The 17,824-nt window shown below is 70.8% G+C and carries 17 protein-coding genes and 1 rRNA gene; 3 read left to right on the top strand and 15 right to left on the bottom strand.

Annotated elements, in window-relative coordinates:
• Positions 1 to 38: 38 nt before the first annotated feature.
• The 5 genes from ACWD35_RS39360 to ACWD35_RS39340 all read right to left on the bottom strand — a co-directional run bounded on the left by ACWD35_RS39360 (position 39) and on the right by ACWD35_RS39340 (position 5,801).
• Positions 39 to 1,745: a uroporphyrinogen-III synthase gene (locus ACWD35_RS39360; RefSeq protein ID WP_451356169.1), complete on the bottom strand. Its 1,707-nt coding sequence runs from the start codon at positions 1,743 to 1,745 to the stop codon at positions 39 to 41.
• Entirely contained in the window at positions 1,742 to 2,701 is a 960-nt protein-coding gene (gene hemC / locus ACWD35_RS39355; RefSeq protein ID WP_451356168.1) for a hydroxymethylbilane synthase, read from the bottom strand. Before hemC ends, ACWD35_RS39360 begins: the two co-directional genes overlap by 4 nt.
• A complete protein-coding gene (locus ACWD35_RS39350; RefSeq protein ID WP_451356167.1) occupies positions 2,698 to 4,431 on the bottom strand; it encodes a glutamyl-tRNA reductase in 1,734 nt (577 codons plus the stop codon). The genes hemC and ACWD35_RS39350 overlap by 4 nt, the downstream gene beginning before the upstream one ends.
• Positions 4,428 to 5,228, bottom strand: a complete 801-nt coding sequence (locus ACWD35_RS39345) for a redox-sensing transcriptional repressor Rex (RefSeq protein WP_451356166.1) — start codon at positions 5,226 to 5,228, stop codon at positions 4,428 to 4,430. The genes ACWD35_RS39350 and ACWD35_RS39345 overlap by 4 nt, the downstream gene beginning before the upstream one ends.
• A 297-nt stretch (positions 5,229 to 5,525) precedes the next feature.
• The gene (locus tag ACWD35_RS39340; protein ID WP_451356165.1) at positions 5,526 to 5,801 is read right to left on the bottom strand and encodes a glutaredoxin family protein; all 276 of its coding nucleotides are present in this window, start codon (positions 5,799 to 5,801) and stop codon (positions 5,526 to 5,528) included.
• Positions 5,802 to 5,915: 114 nt separating this feature from the next.
• Between ACWD35_RS39340 and ACWD35_RS39335 the strand changes: the two genes are divergently transcribed.
• From ACWD35_RS39335 to ACWD35_RS39325, 3 genes are all read left to right on the top strand, one after another.
• On the top strand, positions 5,916 to 6,848 hold the full coding sequence (locus ACWD35_RS39335; protein WP_451356164.1) for an HAD family hydrolase: 933 nt from the start codon (positions 5,916 to 5,918) through the stop codon (positions 6,846 to 6,848).
• Between the two features lie 330 nt (positions 6,849 to 7,178).
• Positions 7,179 to 7,955 carry an ECF subfamily RNA polymerase sigma factor, BldN family gene (locus ACWD35_RS39330; protein WP_451356163.1) on the top strand — a complete coding sequence of 259 codons (777 nt, stop codon included), beginning with the start codon at positions 7,179 to 7,181 and terminating at the stop codon, positions 7,953 to 7,955.
• Between the two features lie 265 nt (positions 7,956 to 8,220).
• Complete coding sequence (locus ACWD35_RS39325) at positions 8,221 to 9,447, top strand: DUF5667 domain-containing protein (protein WP_451356162.1); 1,227 nt, start codon at positions 8,221 to 8,223, stop codon at positions 9,445 to 9,447.
• 309 nt (positions 9,448 to 9,756) lie between these two features.
• Here the strand turns inward: ACWD35_RS39325 and ACWD35_RS39320 are convergent, their stop codons facing one another.
• The 10 genes from ACWD35_RS39320 to rrf all read right to left on the bottom strand — a co-directional run.
• Positions 9,757 to 10,875 (bottom strand): lysophospholipid acyltransferase family protein, encoded by a 1,119-nt coding sequence (locus tag ACWD35_RS39320; RefSeq protein ID WP_451356161.1) that lies wholly within the window; start codon positions 10,873 to 10,875, stop codon positions 9,757 to 9,759.
• A gap of 84 nt (positions 10,876 to 10,959) precedes the next feature.
• The gene (locus tag ACWD35_RS39315) at positions 10,960 to 12,018 is read right to left on the bottom strand and encodes an NAD-dependent epimerase/dehydratase family protein (RefSeq protein ID WP_451356160.1); all 1,059 of its coding nucleotides are present in this window, start codon (positions 12,016 to 12,018) and stop codon (positions 10,960 to 10,962) included.
• 237 nt (positions 12,019 to 12,255) lie between these two features.
• Entirely contained in the window at positions 12,256 to 12,354 is a 99-nt protein-coding gene (locus tag ACWD35_RS39310) for a 30S ribosomal protein bS22 (protein ID WP_003948845.1), read from the bottom strand.
• Positions 12,355 to 12,487: 133 nt separating this feature from the next.
• On the bottom strand, positions 12,488 to 12,700 hold the full coding sequence (locus ACWD35_RS39305; RefSeq protein WP_004984898.1) for a helix-turn-helix domain-containing protein: 213 nt from the start codon (positions 12,698 to 12,700) through the stop codon (positions 12,488 to 12,490).
• 129 nt (positions 12,701 to 12,829) lie between these two features.
• Entirely contained in the window at positions 12,830 to 13,645 is an 816-nt protein-coding gene (locus ACWD35_RS39300; protein WP_451356159.1) for a phosphatase, read from the bottom strand.
• Positions 13,646 to 13,749: 104 nt separating this feature from the next.
• Positions 13,750 to 14,922 (bottom strand): acetoin utilization protein AcuC, encoded by a 1,173-nt coding sequence (locus ACWD35_RS39295; RefSeq protein WP_451356158.1) that lies wholly within the window; start codon positions 14,920 to 14,922, stop codon positions 13,750 to 13,752.
• On the bottom strand, positions 14,873 to 16,123 hold the full coding sequence (locus ACWD35_RS39290) for an MFS transporter (protein ID WP_451356157.1): 1,251 nt from the start codon (positions 16,121 to 16,123) through the stop codon (positions 14,873 to 14,875). Before ACWD35_RS39290 ends, ACWD35_RS39295 begins: the two co-directional genes overlap by 50 nt.
• A gap of 111 nt (positions 16,124 to 16,234) precedes the next feature.
• On the bottom strand, positions 16,235 to 16,933 hold the full coding sequence (locus tag ACWD35_RS39285) for a VC0807 family protein (protein WP_451356156.1): 699 nt from the start codon (positions 16,931 to 16,933) through the stop codon (positions 16,235 to 16,237).
• Between the two features lie 92 nt (positions 16,934 to 17,025).
• A complete protein-coding gene (locus tag ACWD35_RS39280) occupies positions 17,026 to 17,670 on the bottom strand; it encodes an HAD family hydrolase (RefSeq protein ID WP_451356155.1) in 645 nt (214 codons plus the stop codon).
• 72 nt (positions 17,671 to 17,742) lie between these two features.
• Positions 17,743 to 17,824 (bottom strand): 5S ribosomal RNA (gene rrf, locus ACWD35_RS39275); the annotation flags it as partial.

Here is a 17,824-nt window from a genome sequence, read left to right as displayed (position 1 = left end):
ACGGCGGAGTGCCCCGCCAAGGGGCACTCCGCCACACCTCACGTCGTCGAACGGCGCCGCCGCGCCCCAGGCCGCCGCTCACTGGGCCGAGTAACCGGGTCCCCGGCCTCCACCGCGGCAGCGCGCCGCTTCAGGCCGAAGTCGGCCAGGGCTTCCGCCAGCTTGTGCACCGACGGCTCCGGAGCCATCACGTCCACCCGGAGCCCGTGCTCCTCCGCCGTCTTCGCCGTCGCGGGACCGATGCACGCGATCACCGTCACGTTGTGCGGCTTGCCCGCGATGCCCACCAGGTTCCGGACCGTCGACGAGGACGTGAAGAGCACCGCGTCGAAGCCACCGCCCTTGATCGCCTCCCGCGTCTCCGCCGGCGGCGGCGAGGCCCGCACGGTCCGGTAGGCCGTGACGTCGTCGACCTCCCAGCCCAGCTCGATGAGCCCGGCGACCAGCGTCTCCGTGGCGATGTCGGCGCGCGGCAGGAAGACACGGTCGATCGGGTCGAAGACCGGGTCGTACGGCGGCCAGTCCTCCAGCAGACCCGCCGCCGACTGCTCACCGCTCGGTACCAGGTCCGGCTTCACGCCGAAGGCGATCAGCGCCTTGGCCGTCTGCTCGCCCACCGCAGCCACCTTGATACCCGCAAAAGCCCGAGCATCAAGGCCGTACTCCTCGAACTTCTCCCGGACCGCCTTGACGGCGTTCACCGAGGTGAAGGCGATCCACTCGTAGCGGCCCGTCACCAGGCCCTTGACCGCGCGCTCCATCTGCTGGGGCGTACGCGGGGGCTCCACCGCGATCGTCGGGACCTCGTGCGGCACGGCGCCGTAGGACCGCAGCTGGTCGGAGAGCGAGGCCGCCTGCTCCTTCGTGCGCGGCACGAGCACCTTCCAGCCGAACAGCGGCTTGGACTCGAACCACGACAGCTGGTCGCGCTGGGCGGCGGCGGAACGCTCACCGACCACGGCTATGACGGACCGGCCGCCGTCCGGGGACGGCAGGACCTTCGCCTGCTTCAGCGTCTGCGCGATCGTGCCGAGGGTCGCCGTCCAGGTGCGCTGGCGGGTCGTCGTACCGGCGATCGTCACCGTCAGCGGGGTGTCCGGCTTGCGGCCCGCGGAGACCAGCTCGCCGGCCGCGGCGGCCACCGAGTCCAGCGTCGTCGAGACGACCACCGTGCCGTCGGAGGCGCCCACCTCCGTCCAGCAGCGGTCGGAGGCGGTCCGGGCGTCCACGAAGCGGACGTCCGCGCCCTGCGCGTCCCGCAGCGGCACACCCGCGTACGCGGGCACACCGACGGCGGCGGCGACACCGGGCACCACCTCGAAGGGGACGCCCGACGCGGCGCAGGCAAGCATCTCCTCGGCCGCGTACGTGTCGAGTCCGGGGTCCCCGGACACCGCACGGACGACCCGCCTGCCGCCCCGCACAGCCTCCATGACAAGATGAGCGGCATCCCGCACGGGCGGGACAGCAGCGGTTCTTGACGTGCCGTCAACGACCGACAGCTGTGGCGTGCCCGTGCCCGGAAGCGACTCCGAGGACCCGTCGGCGTCTGTCGGCACCACGGAGACGCCCGGCCGCGCATGCGTCCGGATCACATCGAGCACCTCGTGCTCGGCGATCAGGACGTCCGCGTGGGACAGCGCCTCCACGGCGCGCAGAGTCAGCAGCCCCGGATCCCCGGGTCCGGCACCCAGGAAGGTGACGTGCCCGTGTTCAAGGCCGGCGGGAAGGGTGGTGGGGCTCAATGTGCTCGCTCCCCCATCAGACCGGCCGCGCCCTGGGCGAGCATCTCGGTGGCGAGTTCGCGACCGAGTGCCATCGCCTCCTCGTGCGTCTGGGGCACGGGACCGGTGGTGGACAACTGCACCATGCGGGTGCCGTCGGTCGTGCCGACGACGCCCCGCAGGCGCATTTCCTTGACAATCTGCCCGTCGGCCAACAGGTCGGCCAGCGCGCCCACAGGGGCGCTGCAGCCGGCCTCCAGGGCGGCGAGCAGTGATCGCTCGGCGGTGACGGCGACCCGCGTGAACGGGTCGTCCAGCGCGCCGAGCGCCGCGATCAGGTCCGCGTTGTCCGCGGCACACTCGATCGCCAGGGCCCCCTGGCCGGGGGCGGGCAAAACCGTGTCGACCGACAGGAAGTCGGTCACCTCGTCGATCCGGCCCATCCGGTTCAGTCCGGCGGCGGCCAGCACGACCGCGTCCAGTTCGCCGTCGCGGACGTACCGGATGCGGGTGTCGACGTTGCCGCGGATCGCGACCGTCTCGATGTCCAGGCCGTGGGCGCGGGCGTACGCGTTCAGCTGGGCCATGCGGCGCGGCGAGCCGGTGCCTATGCGCGCCCCGCGCGGCAGGTCGGTGAACTTGAGGTCGTCGCGCGCGACGATCACGTCCCGGGGGTCCTCGCGCGGCGGTACGGCCGCCAGGACCAGTTCCTCGGGCTGCGCGGTGGGCAGGTCCTTGAGCGAATGAACCGCGAAGTCGACCTCGCCCTTGAGCAGCGCGTCACGCAGCGCCGTGACGAACACGCCCGTGCCGCCGATCTGGGCGAGGCTCTCGCGGGACACATCGCCGTACGTGGTGATCTCGACCAGCTCGACCGGCCGTCCGGTCACCCGGCTGACGGCGTCCGCCACCTGCCCGGACTGGGCCATGGCGAGCTTGCTGCGCCGTGTCCCCAGCCTCAAAGCCTTCTCACTCATGCCGGTCGGTCCTTCTCGTCTGTGCTGTCCTCGGCCCGGGAGACGGCGGCGACCGTCTCGGGGTCGAGGTCGAACAGGGTGCGCAGCGCGTCCGCGTACCCGGCGCCGCCGGGCTCGGCCGCGAGCTGCTTGACCCGTACGGTCGGCGCGTGCAGCAGCTTGTCGACGACCCGGTGCACGGCCTGCCGGATCTCGCCGCGCTGGCGCTCGTCCAGGTCGGGCAGGCGGCCGTCGAGCCGCGCTATCTCGCCGGCGACGACGTCGGCGGCCATGGTGCGCAGCGCGACCACGGTCGGCGTGATGTGCGCCGCCCGCTGCGCCGCGCCGAAGGCCGCGACCTCGTCGGAGACGATACGCCGGACCTGGTCGACGTCGGCCGCCATCGGAGCGTCCGCGGAGGCCTCCGCGAGCGACTCGATGTCCACCAGGCGCACCCCGGCCAGCCGGTGCACGGCCGCGTCGATGTCGCGGGGCATGGCGAGGTCGAGGAGGAAGACGGCCGGGGCCGGGCGCGGGATCCGGGCGGCCGGCTCGGGCTTGCGGCGCTCGGGGATGCGGCCGACGGTGGCGACGGTCGCGGCGAGCGCGGTGATCAGCTCGGCGTCGGCCTCGGGGCTGCGGCGGGACTCCCCCACTGCCTGGACGGCGTGGGAGGTACCCCCACCACGGCGGTCCACGGTGCCGTTGTCGACCCAGGCCGCGTGCTGCTCCAGTGTGGCCGCGTCCATGCCGGCCACGGCGGCCTCGCCCATGAGGGAGAAGCCGGGCTGCACGGAAGCCAGGTCCAGCGGGCAGTTCTCGTCGGCGCCGACGCCGGCGGACACCGGCGACGCCTTGGCCTGCACGGCCGTACGAGCGGTGTCGGCGGCCTCGGCGGCGGACGCGCCGGTGCGGCCCTCGACGGCCTGCGCGACGGCCTCCGCCGTGAGCACCAGGCCCGTCGCCCCGGTGCAGGAGACGACGATGTCGGCACGTGTCAGCTCGTCCGGCACGGCGTCCATCCGTACCGCGCGGGCGGTCACCGCGTTGTCGTCGGCCTCGGCGAGGATCGTGGCGAGCCGCTCGGCGCGCTCGAAGGTGCGGTTGGCGACGACCACCTCGGCCACACCGGCCCGCGCGAGCGTCGCGGCGGCCAGGGAGGACATCGAACCGGCCCCGATGACCAGCGCCTTCTTGCCCGCGGCCCACTCCGGCACGGGCCCGCCCGCGGCCAGCTGCTCCAGACCGAAGGTGACCAGGGACTGTCCGGCCCGGTCGATGCCGGTCTCGGAGTGGGCGCGCTTGCCGACCCGCAGGCCCTGCTGGAACAGGTCGTTCATCAGCTTGCCGGCGGAGTGCAGCTCCTGGGCACGGGCGAGGGAGTCCTTGATCTGGGCGAGGATCTGGCCCTCGCCGACGACCATGGAGTCGAGCCCGCAGGCCACCGAGAACAGGTGGTGGACGGCCCGGTCCTCGTAGTGCACGTACAGGTAGTGCGTCAGCTCTTCCAGGCCGACCCCGCTGTGCTGGGCGAGCAGCGTGGACAGCTCGGCGACACCGGCGTGGAACTTGTCCACGTCGGCGTACAGCTCGATGCGGTTGCAGGTGGCGAGCACCGCGGCCTCGGTGGCGGGTTCGGCGGCGACCGTGTCCTGGACCAGCTTGACCTGGGCGTCCGCGCCCAGCGCGGCCCGCTCCAGCACGCTGACCGGGGCGCTGCGGTGGCTCAGCCCGACGACGAGGAGACTCATGCCGGCATCACGGCGGGTACGTCCCCGTCGGGCCCCTGGTCGGAGGATTCGTCGCGCTCCCCGCGCGCGCCGCGGTCCTCGCGCTCTTCGCGCGTGGTGGCCGCGGGCAGCGCGGTCTCGCCCACGGTGGTCTCCTCGCCGGCCTTGCGCTGCTCGTGGAAGGCGAGGATCTGCAGCTCGATGGAGAGGTCGACCTTGCGTACGTCGACGCCGTCCGGGACGGACAGGACGGTCGGCGCGAAGTTCAGGATGGAGGTGACCCCGGCGGCCACCAGGCGGTCGCAGACCTGCTGGGCGGCGCCGGCCGGGGTGGCGATCACGCCGATGGACACCCCGTTGTCCTTGATGATCTTTTCCAGGTCGTCGGTGTGCTGCACCGGGATACCGGCGACCGGCTTCCCCGCCATCGCCGGGTCGGCGTCGATCAGCGCGGCCACGCGGAAGCCACGGGAGGCGAACCCGCCGTAGTTGGCCAGGGCGGCGCCGAGATTACCGATACCGACGATGACGACCGGCCAGTCCTGGGTGAGGCCGAGTTCGCGGGAGATCTGGTAGACGAGATACTCCACGTCGTAGCCGACACCGCGCGTTCCGTAGGAGCCCAGGTACGAGAAGTCCTTGCGCAGCTTGGCGGAGTTGACCCCCGCCGCCGCGGCCAGTTCCTCGGAGGAGACCGTGGGGACCGAGCGCTCCGACAGTGCGGTCAGGGCTCGGAGGTACAGCGGAAGCCTGGCGACGGTGGCCTCGGGAATCCCTCGGCTACGGGTCGCCGGTCGGTGTGATCGGCCAGTTGCCACGGTGCTCCTGCGGGTAGAGCGGGGCTGCGGGCGGTCATACGTCCCCAGACCGCCCCGTCGACAGCAGGCTATGTCTTTGTGAACGCGTGCACAAAGATGGTGTCCGATTTGCCCGGCCAACGTGACCGGGGTCACGCAGGTCAAACCCGGGGCTCCGCCTGGGGGCAAAACGACACACTCCTCGTGAATCCCACCCCCGAGACCAAACCGCCATCGATCCTAAGCGACGTTCGACAGGGCTTGTACCGATCGGTCAGTTCGGTTCCGGTTCACGGAGGATTCCCTGCCTGTTCATGATCAGTTCCCGGTCAGTTCCTTGCGGAGCCGGCCCTCGTCCACGCGCCAGAAGGTGTGCTGCTTCCCGTCCACGAGGACGACGGGGATCTGCTCCCAGTACTGGTCGTACAGCTCCTTGTCCTCGGTGATGTCCTGCTGCTCCCAGGGCACGCCGAGTTCGCCGCAGACCTTCTCGATCACGGCCTGCGCGTCGTCGCACAGGTGGCAGCCGGGCTTGCGGACGAGGGTGACCAACCGCTCACCGGGGGCGGGCTTGCGTCGGAAAAGTGGAGTCATGGCGCCATTCTCGCGCCGGTCCCCGCGCCCGTTTAACGGCCCGGTCGCGGAGAGTTCACACCCTTCCAACCTCTCGACTCCGGAAGCCCCGAACAAACTGGCTATGCTCACGGCATGGCCGCTCTAGGATGGCTCACTCCCCGTAGGCGCTCCGCCACGGCGCGGAGCGTGTTGGCAGGCGAGGCATCGGCGGAGGCCGCCCGCAAGTCCTCACAGGAAGCCCAGGAAGCCCCTGAGGCCGCCGAGGAGAAGGAACCGGAGTTCCCGGTCATCGGCGACGACAAGGCGGCGGCCTTCTTCGACCTCGACAACACCGTGATGCAGGGCGCGTCCCTGTTCCACTTCGGCCGGGGCCTGTACAAGCGGAAGTTCTTCGAGACCCGCGACCTCGTCCGGTTCGCCTGGCAGCAGGCCTGGTTCCGGCTGGCCGGCGTCGAGGACCCCGAGCACATGCAGGACGCCCGCGACTCGGCCCTGTCGATCGTCAAGGGCCACCGGGTCGCCGAACTGCAGTCGATCGGCGAGGAGATCTACGACGAGTACATGGCCGAGCGCATCTGGCCGGGCACCCGGGCGCTCGCCCAGGCCCATCTGGACGCGGGCCAGAAGGTGTGGCTCGTCACCGCCGCGCCGATGGAGATCGCCACGGTGATCGCCCGCCGCCTCGGCCTCACCGGCGCGCTCGGCACGGTCGCGGAGTCCGTCGACGGCATCTACACCGGCAAACTGGTGGGCGAGCCGCTGCACGGCCCGGCCAAGGCGGAGGCGGTCCGCGCGCTGTCCGCGGCCGAGGGCCTCGACCTCTCGCGCTGCGCCGCGTACAGCGACTCCCACAACGACATCCCGATGCTGTCGCTGGTCGGCCACCCCTACGCCATCAACCCGGACGCCAAGCTGCGCAGGCACGCCCGCGAACAGGACTGGCGCCTGCGGGACTACCGCACGGGCCGCAAGGCGGCGAAGGTCGGCATCCCGGCGGCGGCGGGCGTCGGCGCGGTGGCCGGTGGCACGGCGGCGGCGATCGCGCTGAGCCGGCGCCGTCGATAGCAACAGTCCCGGCAACAGCACCGGGGTTTGGCATGTGCCCCTCGGTGCCGAAACGTGTCGCCTGCCGCGCGATTATGCCTGCCCTCCCCCAACACGCCCCCTCTTTCGCCGAAACCGGCTCTTTTTCGATCAACAAGCGGTCAATCTGGGGCACTTGATCGGGCGTCAATCGGTTACAGAAGCGACGTAATCGATGATTTGAGCAACTGGGTGTAGCAGTGCCTGCACGAAGCGTTATTCTCCTCAGACGCAAACCGGTACCCCTCCGTCGCTACGACGGGTGAAAGGTCCCGCACTGCACGTGATGGAAGCTCTGCCTCTGGGAGTCCCGTGTACCCACACGTCGGGGTTGACGCCTCGGGCCTGGCTACGCTGCGCGCAACAGTCGCGGCGGTCAAAGAGACGCTGCGCGGCTTCGTCCCCACCGCGTACGCCGTCCCCGCCTTCGCCGCCGCGCCCGTAGGCCCGTGCTACGCACTGGCCGAGGGCAGCGCCGCGGTCGGCAGACGAGCGCGCGCCACCGGTGCGGCCACCGCCCGCCGTCCGGCCGCCGACAGCGACAGCGCCCGGATGATGGACCTCGTCGAGCGCGCCCAGGCCGGCGAGGCCGAGGCCTTCGGGCGGCTCTACGACCAGTACAGCGACACCGTGTACCGGTACATCTACTACCGGGTGGGCGGCAAGGCGACCGCCGAGGACCTCACGAGCGAGACCTTTCTGCGGGCCCTGCGCCGCATCGGCACCTTCACCTGGCAGGGCCGCGACTTCGGCGCCTGGCTGGTCACGATCGCCCGCAACCTCGTCGCCGACCACTTCAAGTCCAGCCGCTTCCGCCTGGAGGTCACCACCGGCGAGATGCTCGACGCCAACGAGGTCGAACGCTCGCCCGAGGACTCCGTCCTGGAGTCCCTCTCCAACGCCGCGCTGCTCGACGCCGTACGACGGCTGAACCCGCAGCAGCAGGAGTGCGTGACGCTCCGCTTCCTCCAGGGCCTCTCGGTCGCCGAGACCGCCCGTGTGATGGGCAAGAACGAGGGTGCCATCAAGACCCTCCAGTACCGGGCCGTGCGCACCCTCGCCCGGCTCCTGCCGGACGACGCCCGCTGACCCCGGCCGCACCCAGCCGCCCCCGGCCCGACCGGCCACCCTCGGCGACGCCCAACTCACGTTCCGTGAAAGCCCGTTGCTTTTCTGATCCGATCATCCGCCGTCCGTAACCCAAGTGCCGAGCCGCTCGTTGTGCGGGATACAGGCTCCCTGTGGTCACGTCCTGGCCGACCCTGATCGCTCGATCGTGTGGAAGTGCTCGTGGGCGTGCAACCCTCAGGACCCCCTGGGGAGTCGACCGTCATGACGAGAGGAGGTGCCGCCAGTGATCGCGAACGTATCGGCACACCGGCGGGCGAACGCCTTCGCCCAGGCCCTGGAGGAGCAGTACGACCGGGACCCGGCGGCCGAGCAGTCCGCAGCACCGGCGGGATCGCCGCCGACCGCCCAGGAACCGCGCGAGCAGGGCGAGCTGTTGGCCCTCGCGGCGGAACTCGGCGCGCTGCCGAAGCCGCAGCTCGACCCTGAGGTCAAGGTCGTCCAGCGCGCCCAGCTGGTGGCAGCGATGGAGGCCATGCTCCGGGAGGGCACGGGGGCGGCTGATCCGCCGGTACCCGAGCAACGGGCCCGGGGCCGGGGCGCACACCGGGCGAGCCCGCTCGGCAAACTCCGGCCGCGTTCCCGGCTGACCAAGGGCCTCGCGGCCGGCGGGCTCAGCGTCGGCGTGGCCGCAGGAGCCTTCGGCGGGGTCGCCGCCGCCAGCTCCGACGCCCTGCCCGGCGACTCGCTGTACGGCCTCAAGCGCGGCATCGAGGACTTCAAGCTCAACTACCTGAGCGATGGCGACGACGAGCGCGGCCAGACCTACCTCGACCAGGCCTCCACCCGGCTGAGCGAGGCGCGCCGGCTGATGGAACGCGACCGGGGCGGCCACCTCGACCACGAGTCCATCGGCGAGATCCGCCGCACCCTGTCCGGGATGCGGCACGACGTCACCGAGGGCCACCGCCTGCTGCACGCGGCCTACCAGCGCGACCCCGACTCCCTGGGCCCCATCCAGGCGCTCTCGGCGTTCTCCCGCTCGCACCGGGACGCCTGGAGTGCGCTCAGCGACAGGCTGCCCGTACAGCTCGGTGACGTCAAAGACGAGGTCTCGTCGGTCTTCGACGCCATAGACGAAGAGGTCGCCCCGCTGCAGTCCCTGCTCCCGCAACCGCCCGACCACACCGGCGGCAGCGGGCAACAGGGCTCCGGCTCGGCATCCACCGGCTCCCCCGGCACCCACCGGTCGACCGCGCCGTCCGCCGGCAACACCCCCTCCTCCGGCAAGCACGCGAAGTCCGGCAGCCCGAGCGAGTCGGCCACCGGCAGCAGCGACGAGGGCCTGATCGGGGGCAGCACGGGCGGCCTGCTCGACCCGCCGAAGACCGGCGGTACCGGCTCCACTCCGTCCATCAGCAAACCCCCCATCCCCGAGCCGGACGTCACCCTCCCGCCCCTCCTCCCGGGCCTCCTCCCGGGCCTGGGCATCGACGACCACGACGCGAACTAGGCCGTAAGGCAACGGCATCGGGGGCGCCCCACCCGAGCGGGGCGCCCCCGATGCCGTACGTCCGGAAGGTTCACCGGAAGGTTCACGGGAAGGCTCAGAAGAACACCGACCGCCGCTGCACCAGCAGCTTGGCCCCTCCTGTCTGCTGCCCTCGCACTGCTTCGCAGGCTTCGGACAGCTGCGCCGGCCCCCGACCGGCGGCTGTGGCCGGCCGACCCCGGTCCGGTGCTCCCCGCGTCCGGCCCACCCGAGCGGGGCGCCCCCGATGTCGTACGTCCGGAAGGCTCACCGGAAGGTTCACGGGAAGGCTCAGAAGAACACCGACCGCCGCTGCACCAGCAGCTTGTACAGCGTGTGCTGGATCTGCTCCCGCACCTGGTCGGTCAAGTTGAACATCAGCATCGGGTCCTCGGCCGCCTCCGGCGGATAGCCGTCCGTGGGGATCGGCTCGCCGAACTGGATGGTCCACTTCGTGGGCAGCGGGATCGCCCCCAGCGGACCCAGCCACGGGAAGGTCGGCGTCAGCGGGAAGTACGGGAAACCGAGCACCCGCGCCAGGGTCTTGCTGTTGCCGATCATCGGGTAGATCTCCTCGGCCCCGACGATCGAACACGGAATGATCGGTGCCCCCTTGCGCAGGGCCGTGGAGACGAAGCCGCCCCGCCCGAACCGCTGGAGCTTGTACCGCTCGCTGAAAGGCTTCCCGATGCCCTTGAAGCCCTCCGGCATCACCCCGACCAGCTCGCCCTGCCCCAGCAGCCGTTCGGCGTCCTCCGTGCAGGCGAGGGTGTGGCCGAGCTTGCGGGCCAGTTCGTTGACCACCGGCAGGACGAAGACCAGGTCGGCCGCGAGCAGCCGCAGATGCCGCCCCGCCGGATGGTGGTCGTGCACGGCGACCTGCATCATCAGGCCGTCCAGCGGCAGCGTCCCGGAGTGGTTGGCGACGATCAGCGCCCCGCCCTCGGCCGGGATGTTCTCGATGCCCTTCACCTCGACGCGGAAGTACTTCTCGTACAGCGGCCGTAGCAGCGACATCAGGATCTGGTCGGTCAACTCCTCGTCGTAGCCGAAGTCGTCGACCTGGTAGTCCCCGGTCAGCCGGCGGCGCAGAAAGGCCAGCCCGGACGCCACGCGCCGCTCCAGAACTCCTTCGTCCGCCGCGCCCTGCTCGGGCGCCTGGTCCCGTCGCTCCTCCTCGCGGCTCACAGGCCCATCATCCTGCGCGGTGGCCCGCCCCGGCAGGGGCTGGACGTCAGCGACCTCGGGGACCTCGGCGACCTCGCGCACCCCCACGTGCTCGCCCCCCTTGCCCCGGCTCCCCCTGCTCCGGCGCCGCGCCGGGCGCGGCACGGCGCTCCCACGGGGCCGGTCGGACCGGTCGGCCCGGTCGGACCCGTCGTCGAACGGAATGACCTTGGCGTCCGCCATCGTTGCTGCGCTCCTCGGTTGGCGCTAGAGGGTGTGCGTCGAGGGGGTGTGCGTCTACGGAGTGTGCGTCTACGGGGTGCGCGTTTACGGGGTGTGCGTCGAGGGGTGGCCGCCGCTTCTCGCGGACAGCGCGGCGATCCGGTCGACGGCCCCCGCGAGGGCCTCCGGCGGCAGCAGCCCGGGGGCCTGCCCGCGGGCGAAGTCCGCGAACGTCTCCGCCGTCGTGTACTTGGGCGTGAAGCCCAGCGTCTCGCGCATCTGGCCGGTGTCCACCACCCGGCCGTGGGTGAGCAGCCGGATCTGCTCGGGCGAGAAGTCCGTCATCCCGAGCGTGCGCACCAGGGAGCCGGTCCAGGTGACCGCGGGCAGCAGCAGCGGCACAGTGGGGCGGCCCAGGCGCCGGGAGCACTGCGAGAGCAGCAGGACGCCGTCCCCGGCGATGTTGAAGGTGCCGCTGTTCAGCGTGGACCGGCGTGGCTCGTGCGAGGCGATCCGCAGCACCTCGATGACGTCGTCCTCGTGCACGAACTGCAGCCGCGGGTCGTAGCCGAACACGGTGGGCAGCACCGGCAGCGCGAAGTACGAGGCAAGCGGGGTCTCGGCGGCCGGCCCCAGGATGTTCGCGAACCGCAGCACACACACGGCGACATCGGGCCGCCGCCGGGCGAACCCGCGCACATACCCCTCGACCTCCACGGCGTCCTTCGCGAAGCCGCCGCTGGGCAGCGACTTGGGCGAGGTGGTCTCCGAGAACACGGCGGGATCCCGGGACGCGGACCCGTACACGTTCGTACTGGACTTCACCACCAGCCGCTGCACGGTCGGCGACTTCTGGCAGGCGCCGAGCAGCTGCATGGTGCCGATGACGTTGGTCTCCTTGACCGTGGCCCGGCTGCCGCCGCGCAGCGCGGTGCCCGTCACGTCCATGTGGACGACCGTGTCGGCGCCCGTCTCGGCCAGCACCCGGGCGATGGTGGGCTGCCGGATGTCGGCCTGGACGAAGTCGGCGCCGCCGAGGTGGTGCGCGGGCGGCACCGCGTCCACGGCGATCACCCGGTCGACGTCCGGGTCCCGCTGGATCCGCCGGACGAACCGGCCGCCCAGTTGCCGGGCGACTCCGGTGACGAGCACGACCTTCCCCAAGATCCGCGCCTTCCTTCCCGCGTTACCCGTGTACGGCCAACCTAGCGGTTCGGTGTTGCGCTGTGATGACCGCCTCATGCACGAGGTGAGGGAAATTCCCCTATCGGAATATGCCGGGCCCCGGGGCACGTCCCGGACACGCCCCCGGACGTGCCCTGACATTCCCCGGACATGCCTGTGGCCCCCCACCCCATCGGGATGGAGGGCCACAGGGACACGCTCTGACGTCGCCGCCGCTTACTTCTTGTTGCGGCGCTGAACGCGCGTGCGCTTGAGCAGCTTGCGGTGCTTCTTCTTGGCCATCCGCTTGCGCCGCTTCTTGATAACAGAGCCCACGACTACCCTCGCTCACTTCTCATCACTCGGTGTTTGGGCGCCATGGGCCCATACGACCTACGAGGGGCCAGCCTACCCGCCCGAGCGCTGAGGTCGTAATCGAGGGATGTCCCGGTGTTCACCGGAAGTGCCGTCAGGCCGTTTCCACCCCCACATAGCTCTCGCGAAGGTACTCGTGAACCGCCTGCTCCGGGACACGGAAGGACCGTCCCACCCGGATCGCGGGCAGATGACCGCTGTGCACCAGCCGGTACACGGTCATCTTCGACACTCGCATCACCGAGGCAACCTCCGCCACGGTAAGGAACTGAACCTCGTTCAGAGGCCTCTCGCCAGCTGCAGCCATGACACACCTGAACCTTCCGCACTCGACGGCCACCGGCTTCCCCTTCCGGTGACTCTTCGTCGCTGCGTGCTCACTCCCCAATGTAGGGGCGGGTGATGCGAGTGGGGAAGAGGTGCACCCATCGGCGGCCTACTGTGACAGACACGCTCGTTTGAGTACGTAGCGGATGAGCGGATAGTAGTAATCGGACCGCACGCCGTCATCAAGCGGAACGACGACGGACACGACCCCCTCCGCCTCCCCCACGAAGGGCGCGGGGTCGTCGGTGTCGGCCAGCCCGATGGCCTCGAACCCCAGCTGACCTGCGCCACAGACCCACCCGTGGTCCCCTACGACCAGCTCGGGCAGGGGTCCGCCACTCTCGGCCGCGGCACCCAGCACCACCCGAACCGGCAGCGGCGAGTGGCTGTGCAGACCCGGCTCACAACCGGGGCGCTCGCCCTCGTCTTCTCGCACCACAGCGACACCTCTGATGTAGTCGAGGTTGCACGTGCGTAGACCGAACCGGGTCAATATGTCGACACAGCGACCCTGCGCGGGGGTGAGCACCTCACACCCCGCCGCCGACAGCGCGTCCGCCAAGCCTGCGTAGAACCCGAGCAGCCGGTGCGGATGCCCGGTCCCGAACAGCACCGGCGCCCCGCGTCGCGCCACGGCCCCGATCCGCTCCGCGAACGCGTCCAGCGCGGCCAGGGTCAGCTCGGGATCGATCACGTCCGGCCCGGACGTCAGCGCGGGATCACCGGAGACCCCGCACTTCTCCGCCATCAACGCGAGCAACTCCCGCTGCCCCCAGGCCCACTCGGGATCGATCCCGATCAACACCCGAGGGTCCCGGGCCGCGAACAGCCGATAGCTACGAAGACTGACCTCCCGCGAGGTACCGACGACCCCGGCCAGCCGAGCAGCCAACAGATGCGCCCGAAGAGCGCCCACGCCCAACACGTAGCGATGGTGACGGACCGCCCGGACGGGCACCCGGAGAACGGGGGAACACCGCACGGTTGGAGTAACGGGCACACTTTCGACTACCGAGTCACCCCACCCGCTCAGGCCAGCAGGCCTCGCAACGGAAACACCGCACGCCGCGTCGCCAGCACCGCCTGATCCAAGCGATCAGCGGGGTCGTACCCGGACTCCCAGGGCGCCCAGGACACCGGCCACCGCCCATCAGTCATCCGCTGCGGCCCCAACTGCCGAGTCCGCGCGAACACTTCCTGCCGCCACCCCTCAGGGATCATCGTCTCGGGAGCCACCTCCCTCCCCGCCGCGATCCCCACCAGATGCGTCCACGACCGCGGCACGACATCCACCACCGCGTACCCCCCGCCCCCAAGGGCGACCCACTTCCCCCCGGCGTACTCGTGCGCCAGCTCATGGCACGCCACCTGCACCGCCCGCTGCGCGTCCAGCGAAACGGCGAGATGCGCCAGCGGATCCTCGAAGTGCGTGTCGGCGCCGTGCTGCGAGACCAGCACCTGCGGCCGGAACTCCGCGAGCAGCTCCGGCACCACCGCATGAAACGCCCGCAGCCACCCCGCGTCCCCGGTCCCCGCCGGCAGCGCGACGTTCACCGCGGCCCCCTCCCCGGCCCCGGCCCCGGTCTCCTGCGGCCACCCGGTCTGCGGGAACAACGTACGGGGATGCTCGTGGAGCGAGATCGTCAGCACCCGCGGGTCCTCCCAGAACGCGGCCTGCACCCCGTCCCCGTGGTGCACGTCGACGTCCACGTACGCGATCCGCTCGGCCCCCAGCTCCAGCAGCCGGGCGATGGCCAGCGCTGCGTCGTTGTAGATGCAGAAGCCCGCCGCACCGCCCGGCATCGCGTGGTGCAGCCCGCCCGCGAAGTTGACGGCGTGCTCGACGCCCCCGTGCCACACGGCCTCCGCCGCCCCCACCGACTGCCCGGCGATCAGCGCGGACACCTCGTGCATCCCGGCAAAGGCAGGATCGTCGACCGTACCCAGCCCATACGACCCGTCGGCCCCCGCCGGATCCGCCGACGCGGCCTTCACGGCCTCGATGTAGTCCTCCCGGTGGACCAGTCGCAGCGTCGACTCCCCGGCGGGTTTCGCCGCGACGACCTCCAGCTCCCGGTCGAGCCCGAAGGCCCCCACGAGTTTCCGGGTCAGCTCCAGCCGGACCGGGTCCATCGGATGGCCCGGACCGAAGTCATAGCCCGTTACTGCCTCGTCCCACATCAGCCGTGCGCCACCGCTCATGCCCGTCACCGTATCGGTCCGGTTGAGTCGCGAACGACCTGGCGTACACGAGTGTCACCAGCACCAACACCATCGGCACCAGCATGGCCCCGCGATAGCTCCAGGAGTCCCCGAGCGCCCCCACCAACGGCGAACCGACGAGGAATCCGACGTAGTTGAAGATGTTGAGCCGCGCGATGGCGGCATCCGAGGCCCCCGGGCCGTGATTTTCAAAAGCGTGCCGCCCGGCCGCCGCGAACGTCTGCGGCACCAGCACACACAACCCCAGCCCCAGGAGGGTGAACCCGAGCATCCCGACCCACGCCCCGGGCGCCGAGGCCACCACCGCGAACCCGCCGGCCGCCACCAGCGCCCCCAGCCGTACGACGGCCACGGCCCCGAACCGCCGCACCCCGAGGTCCCCGACGGCCCGCCCCACCAGCGTGGTCACCATGTACACGTTGTACGGCACGGTCGCGAGCTGTTCGGAGCTGCCCAGCACGTCCTTCAGGTACTTCGCGCTCCAGTTGGAGACCGTCGAGTCCCCGATGTAGGCGAAGGTCATCACCAGACACAGCGGCAGCAACAGCTTGAAGACGAGCTCCCCGCCCCGCTCCTGGTCCCCGTCCTGCTCCTGGCCGGCCGCCACGGGCCCCGGCTCCCCGTCGACGTACCACCGGCTCCCCACCAGCGTCGCCGGCAGCAGCACGGCCACCACCGGCAGGTACGACACCCACAGCGCGAGGTGCCAGTGCGCGCCCACCCACGCGAGCGAGGCGCCCACGATCCCGCCCAGGCTGTACGCGGCATGGAAGCTGAGCATGATGCTGCGCCCGTATGTCCGCTGCAGGCTCACCCCGAGCATGTTCATGGAGGCGTCCAGCGCCCCCACGGCCAGCCCGAACGCGCCGAGCGCGATCGCCACCTCGGCCACCTGCCCGTGCCCGCCGGCCCCGACACCGAGCAGCGCCAGCAGCACGAGCGGCTGGGACCAGCGCAGCAGCCGGCTGGGCCGTATCCGCTTCACCAGCTGCTCGGTGCTCACGCTGCCGGCCCCGGCGAGGATCGGGACGGCCGCCAGGAAGACGGGCAGCAGCGCGTCCGAGATGCCGTACCGGTCCTGGATGGCCGGGATCCGCGTCACGAGCAGGGCGAAGGTGGCGCCCTGGGCGAAGAAGCTGAACGCCAACGAGGCCCTACCGCGCCGCAGCACATCAGTCATGGCGGCGAGCGTAGGGCCCCAGGCTACCTGTGGGTAGATCCAGCCAAAGATGAATTTCCTTCAGCTTTGCCGAGTCGACCGAGCGCCGGGTCAGGCCGCGCCGACAGCAGATCAGGCGGCGACGGGGGTGAGGGACGCGGGCACCTCGGCCCGGCCGGCCTCGACCTCGGCGGCCAGCAACTTCTCCATCGGCTCGACGGCCAGGCCACCGCTGACGACGAACGCGATCGCCATCGCGCCGATCATGATGACGGTGCCGAGCCACACCATGGTGTCCACGGGGATGGTGTACGCCCCCACAGCCCGCACGACGCACTCGACGAGCAGCACCACACCCCAGACGACGGAGAACGCCCGCTCCTTGCGCTGGAAGGCCCCGGACCCGGCCGCCACCCCGGACACCAGCCGCTCCCAGGCGGCCTCCTTGTCCGCGTCCCCCTTCACCAGGAAGGGCTTCATACCGGCGGTCATCATCGGCTTGCCCAGCGCGACGGAGACCAGGATCCCGATGCCGACCGCGCTGCTGACCCCGCTGTCCTTGGCGAGCATCAGCCGCGGGTCCCCGGAGACGAAGCTCAGCAGCAGCGAGACGACGTTGACGACCAGGATCAGGCCGGCCAGGCCGTTGGTCCTGCGCTCCCTGACCAGGCTCCACGCGGTCCGCACGGCCGGCACCACGCTGCTCCAGGCCAGCGCCGCGAAGGTGCTCAGCCCGAAGGCGTCCTTGAGGACGTAGTACGAGCCGAGCGGCACAGCCACGTCCAGGATCAGCGGCTTGAAGTTGTCCAGAACGCTCGTCTTCTTCGTCATGCCCTCAGCTTCGCCGCCGGGAGGGGGCCGCCGGTAGAAGCAATCGTCCGGTGGTCCGCATGACAATTGTCAGCTCAGGCCGCTGCCTCGGGTCATACCAGCAGGTCAGCCAACTCCCCCATGGTGGAGAAGAGTTGCTGAGCCTCGGCGAGCTTGGCGGCCGGCGTCATCGCGGTGAACCCGTACACGTCCATCCCGGCCGCCACGGCCGCCTGGACGCCCAGCGGAGAGTCCTCGATGACCAGGCACCGCTGCGGCGGAACTCCCATCCGCTCGGCCGCGTACAGGAAGAGATCGGGCGCGGGCTTCCCTCGCCCCACGTCCTGCGCACTGAAGATCCGCTCGTCCTCGAACCACCGGTCCAGCCCGGTCGTCCGATGCCCCACCCGGATCCGCTCATGACTTCCGGAGGAGGCCACGCAGTACGGCACCTCGTCGGCGGCCAGCTTCTCCAGCACGCCGTCGACGCCGGCCACGGCCTTCAACTCCCGCTCGAACGCGGCGAACACGCGAGCATGGAAGACGTCGTCGAATTCCTCCGGCAGCCGCTGCCCGGTCCGCTCCAGCACCAGCTCATGGATGCGGTGCATCGCCGACCCCATGTAGTCCCGGATGGAGTCCTCGTACGACGTCGGGTGCCCCAGCTCGGTCAGATAGGCGGCGAGAATCCGGTTGGAGATCGGCTCACTGTCGACCAGAACGCCGTCATTGTCGAAGATGATGAGGTCATAGCGCATGAGCACGAGCGTAATCGACCCCGAACGCAGAAAACCCCCGCATCCGAAGATGCGGGGGTTTTCTCAAAAGGAGTTCGGCGGCGTCCTACTCTCCCACAGGGTCCCCCCTGCAGTACCATCGGCGCTGTGAGGCTTAGCTTCCGGGTTCGGAATG

This window comes from Streptomyces sp. NPDC002671 (assembly GCF_053592475.1).
Note: the sequence above shows the minus strand (reverse complement) of the source record. Positions and strands in the feature narration are given on the sequence as shown.

What these genes read in the sequence shown, in the direction of transcription:
- ACWD35_RS39290 (WP_451356157.1), bottom strand. Translation starts at nt 16,123, where the DNA reads ATGACTGATGTGCTGCGGCGCGGTAGGGCCTCGTTGGCGTTCAGCTTC.
- ACWD35_RS39340 (WP_451356165.1), bottom strand. Translation starts at nt 5,801, where the DNA reads ATGACTCCACTTTTCCGACGCAAGCCCGCCCCCGGTGAGCGGTTGGTC.
- ACWD35_RS39350 (WP_451356167.1), bottom strand. Translation starts at nt 4,431, where the DNA reads ATGAGTCTCCTCGTCGTCGGGCTGAGCCACCGCAGCGCCCCGGTCAGC.
- hemC (WP_451356168.1), bottom strand. Translation starts at nt 2,701, where the DNA reads ATGAGTGAGAAGGCTTTGAGGCTGGGGACACGGCGCAGCAAGCTCGCC.
- ACWD35_RS39280 (WP_451356155.1), bottom strand. Translation starts at nt 17,670, where the DNA reads ATGCGCTATGACCTCATCATCTTCGACAATGACGGCGTTCTGGTCGAC.
- ACWD35_RS39335 (WP_451356164.1), top strand. Translation starts at nt 5,916, where the DNA reads ATGGCCGCTCTAGGATGGCTCACTCCCCGTAGGCGCTCCGCCACGGCG.
- ACWD35_RS39305 (WP_004984898.1), bottom strand. Translation starts at nt 12,700, where the DNA reads ATGGCTGCAGCTGGCGAGAGGCCTCTGAACGAGGTTCAGTTCCTTACC.
- ACWD35_RS39295 (WP_451356158.1), bottom strand. Translation starts at nt 14,922, where the DNA reads ATGAGCGGTGGCGCACGGCTGATGTGGGACGAGGCAGTAACGGGCTAT.
- ACWD35_RS39320 (WP_451356161.1), bottom strand. Translation starts at nt 10,875, where the DNA reads ATGGCGGACGCCAAGGTCATTCCGTTCGACGACGGGTCCGACCGGGCC.
- ACWD35_RS39285 (WP_451356156.1), bottom strand. Translation starts at nt 16,933, where the DNA reads ATGACGAAGAAGACGAGCGTTCTGGACAACTTCAAGCCGCTGATCCTG.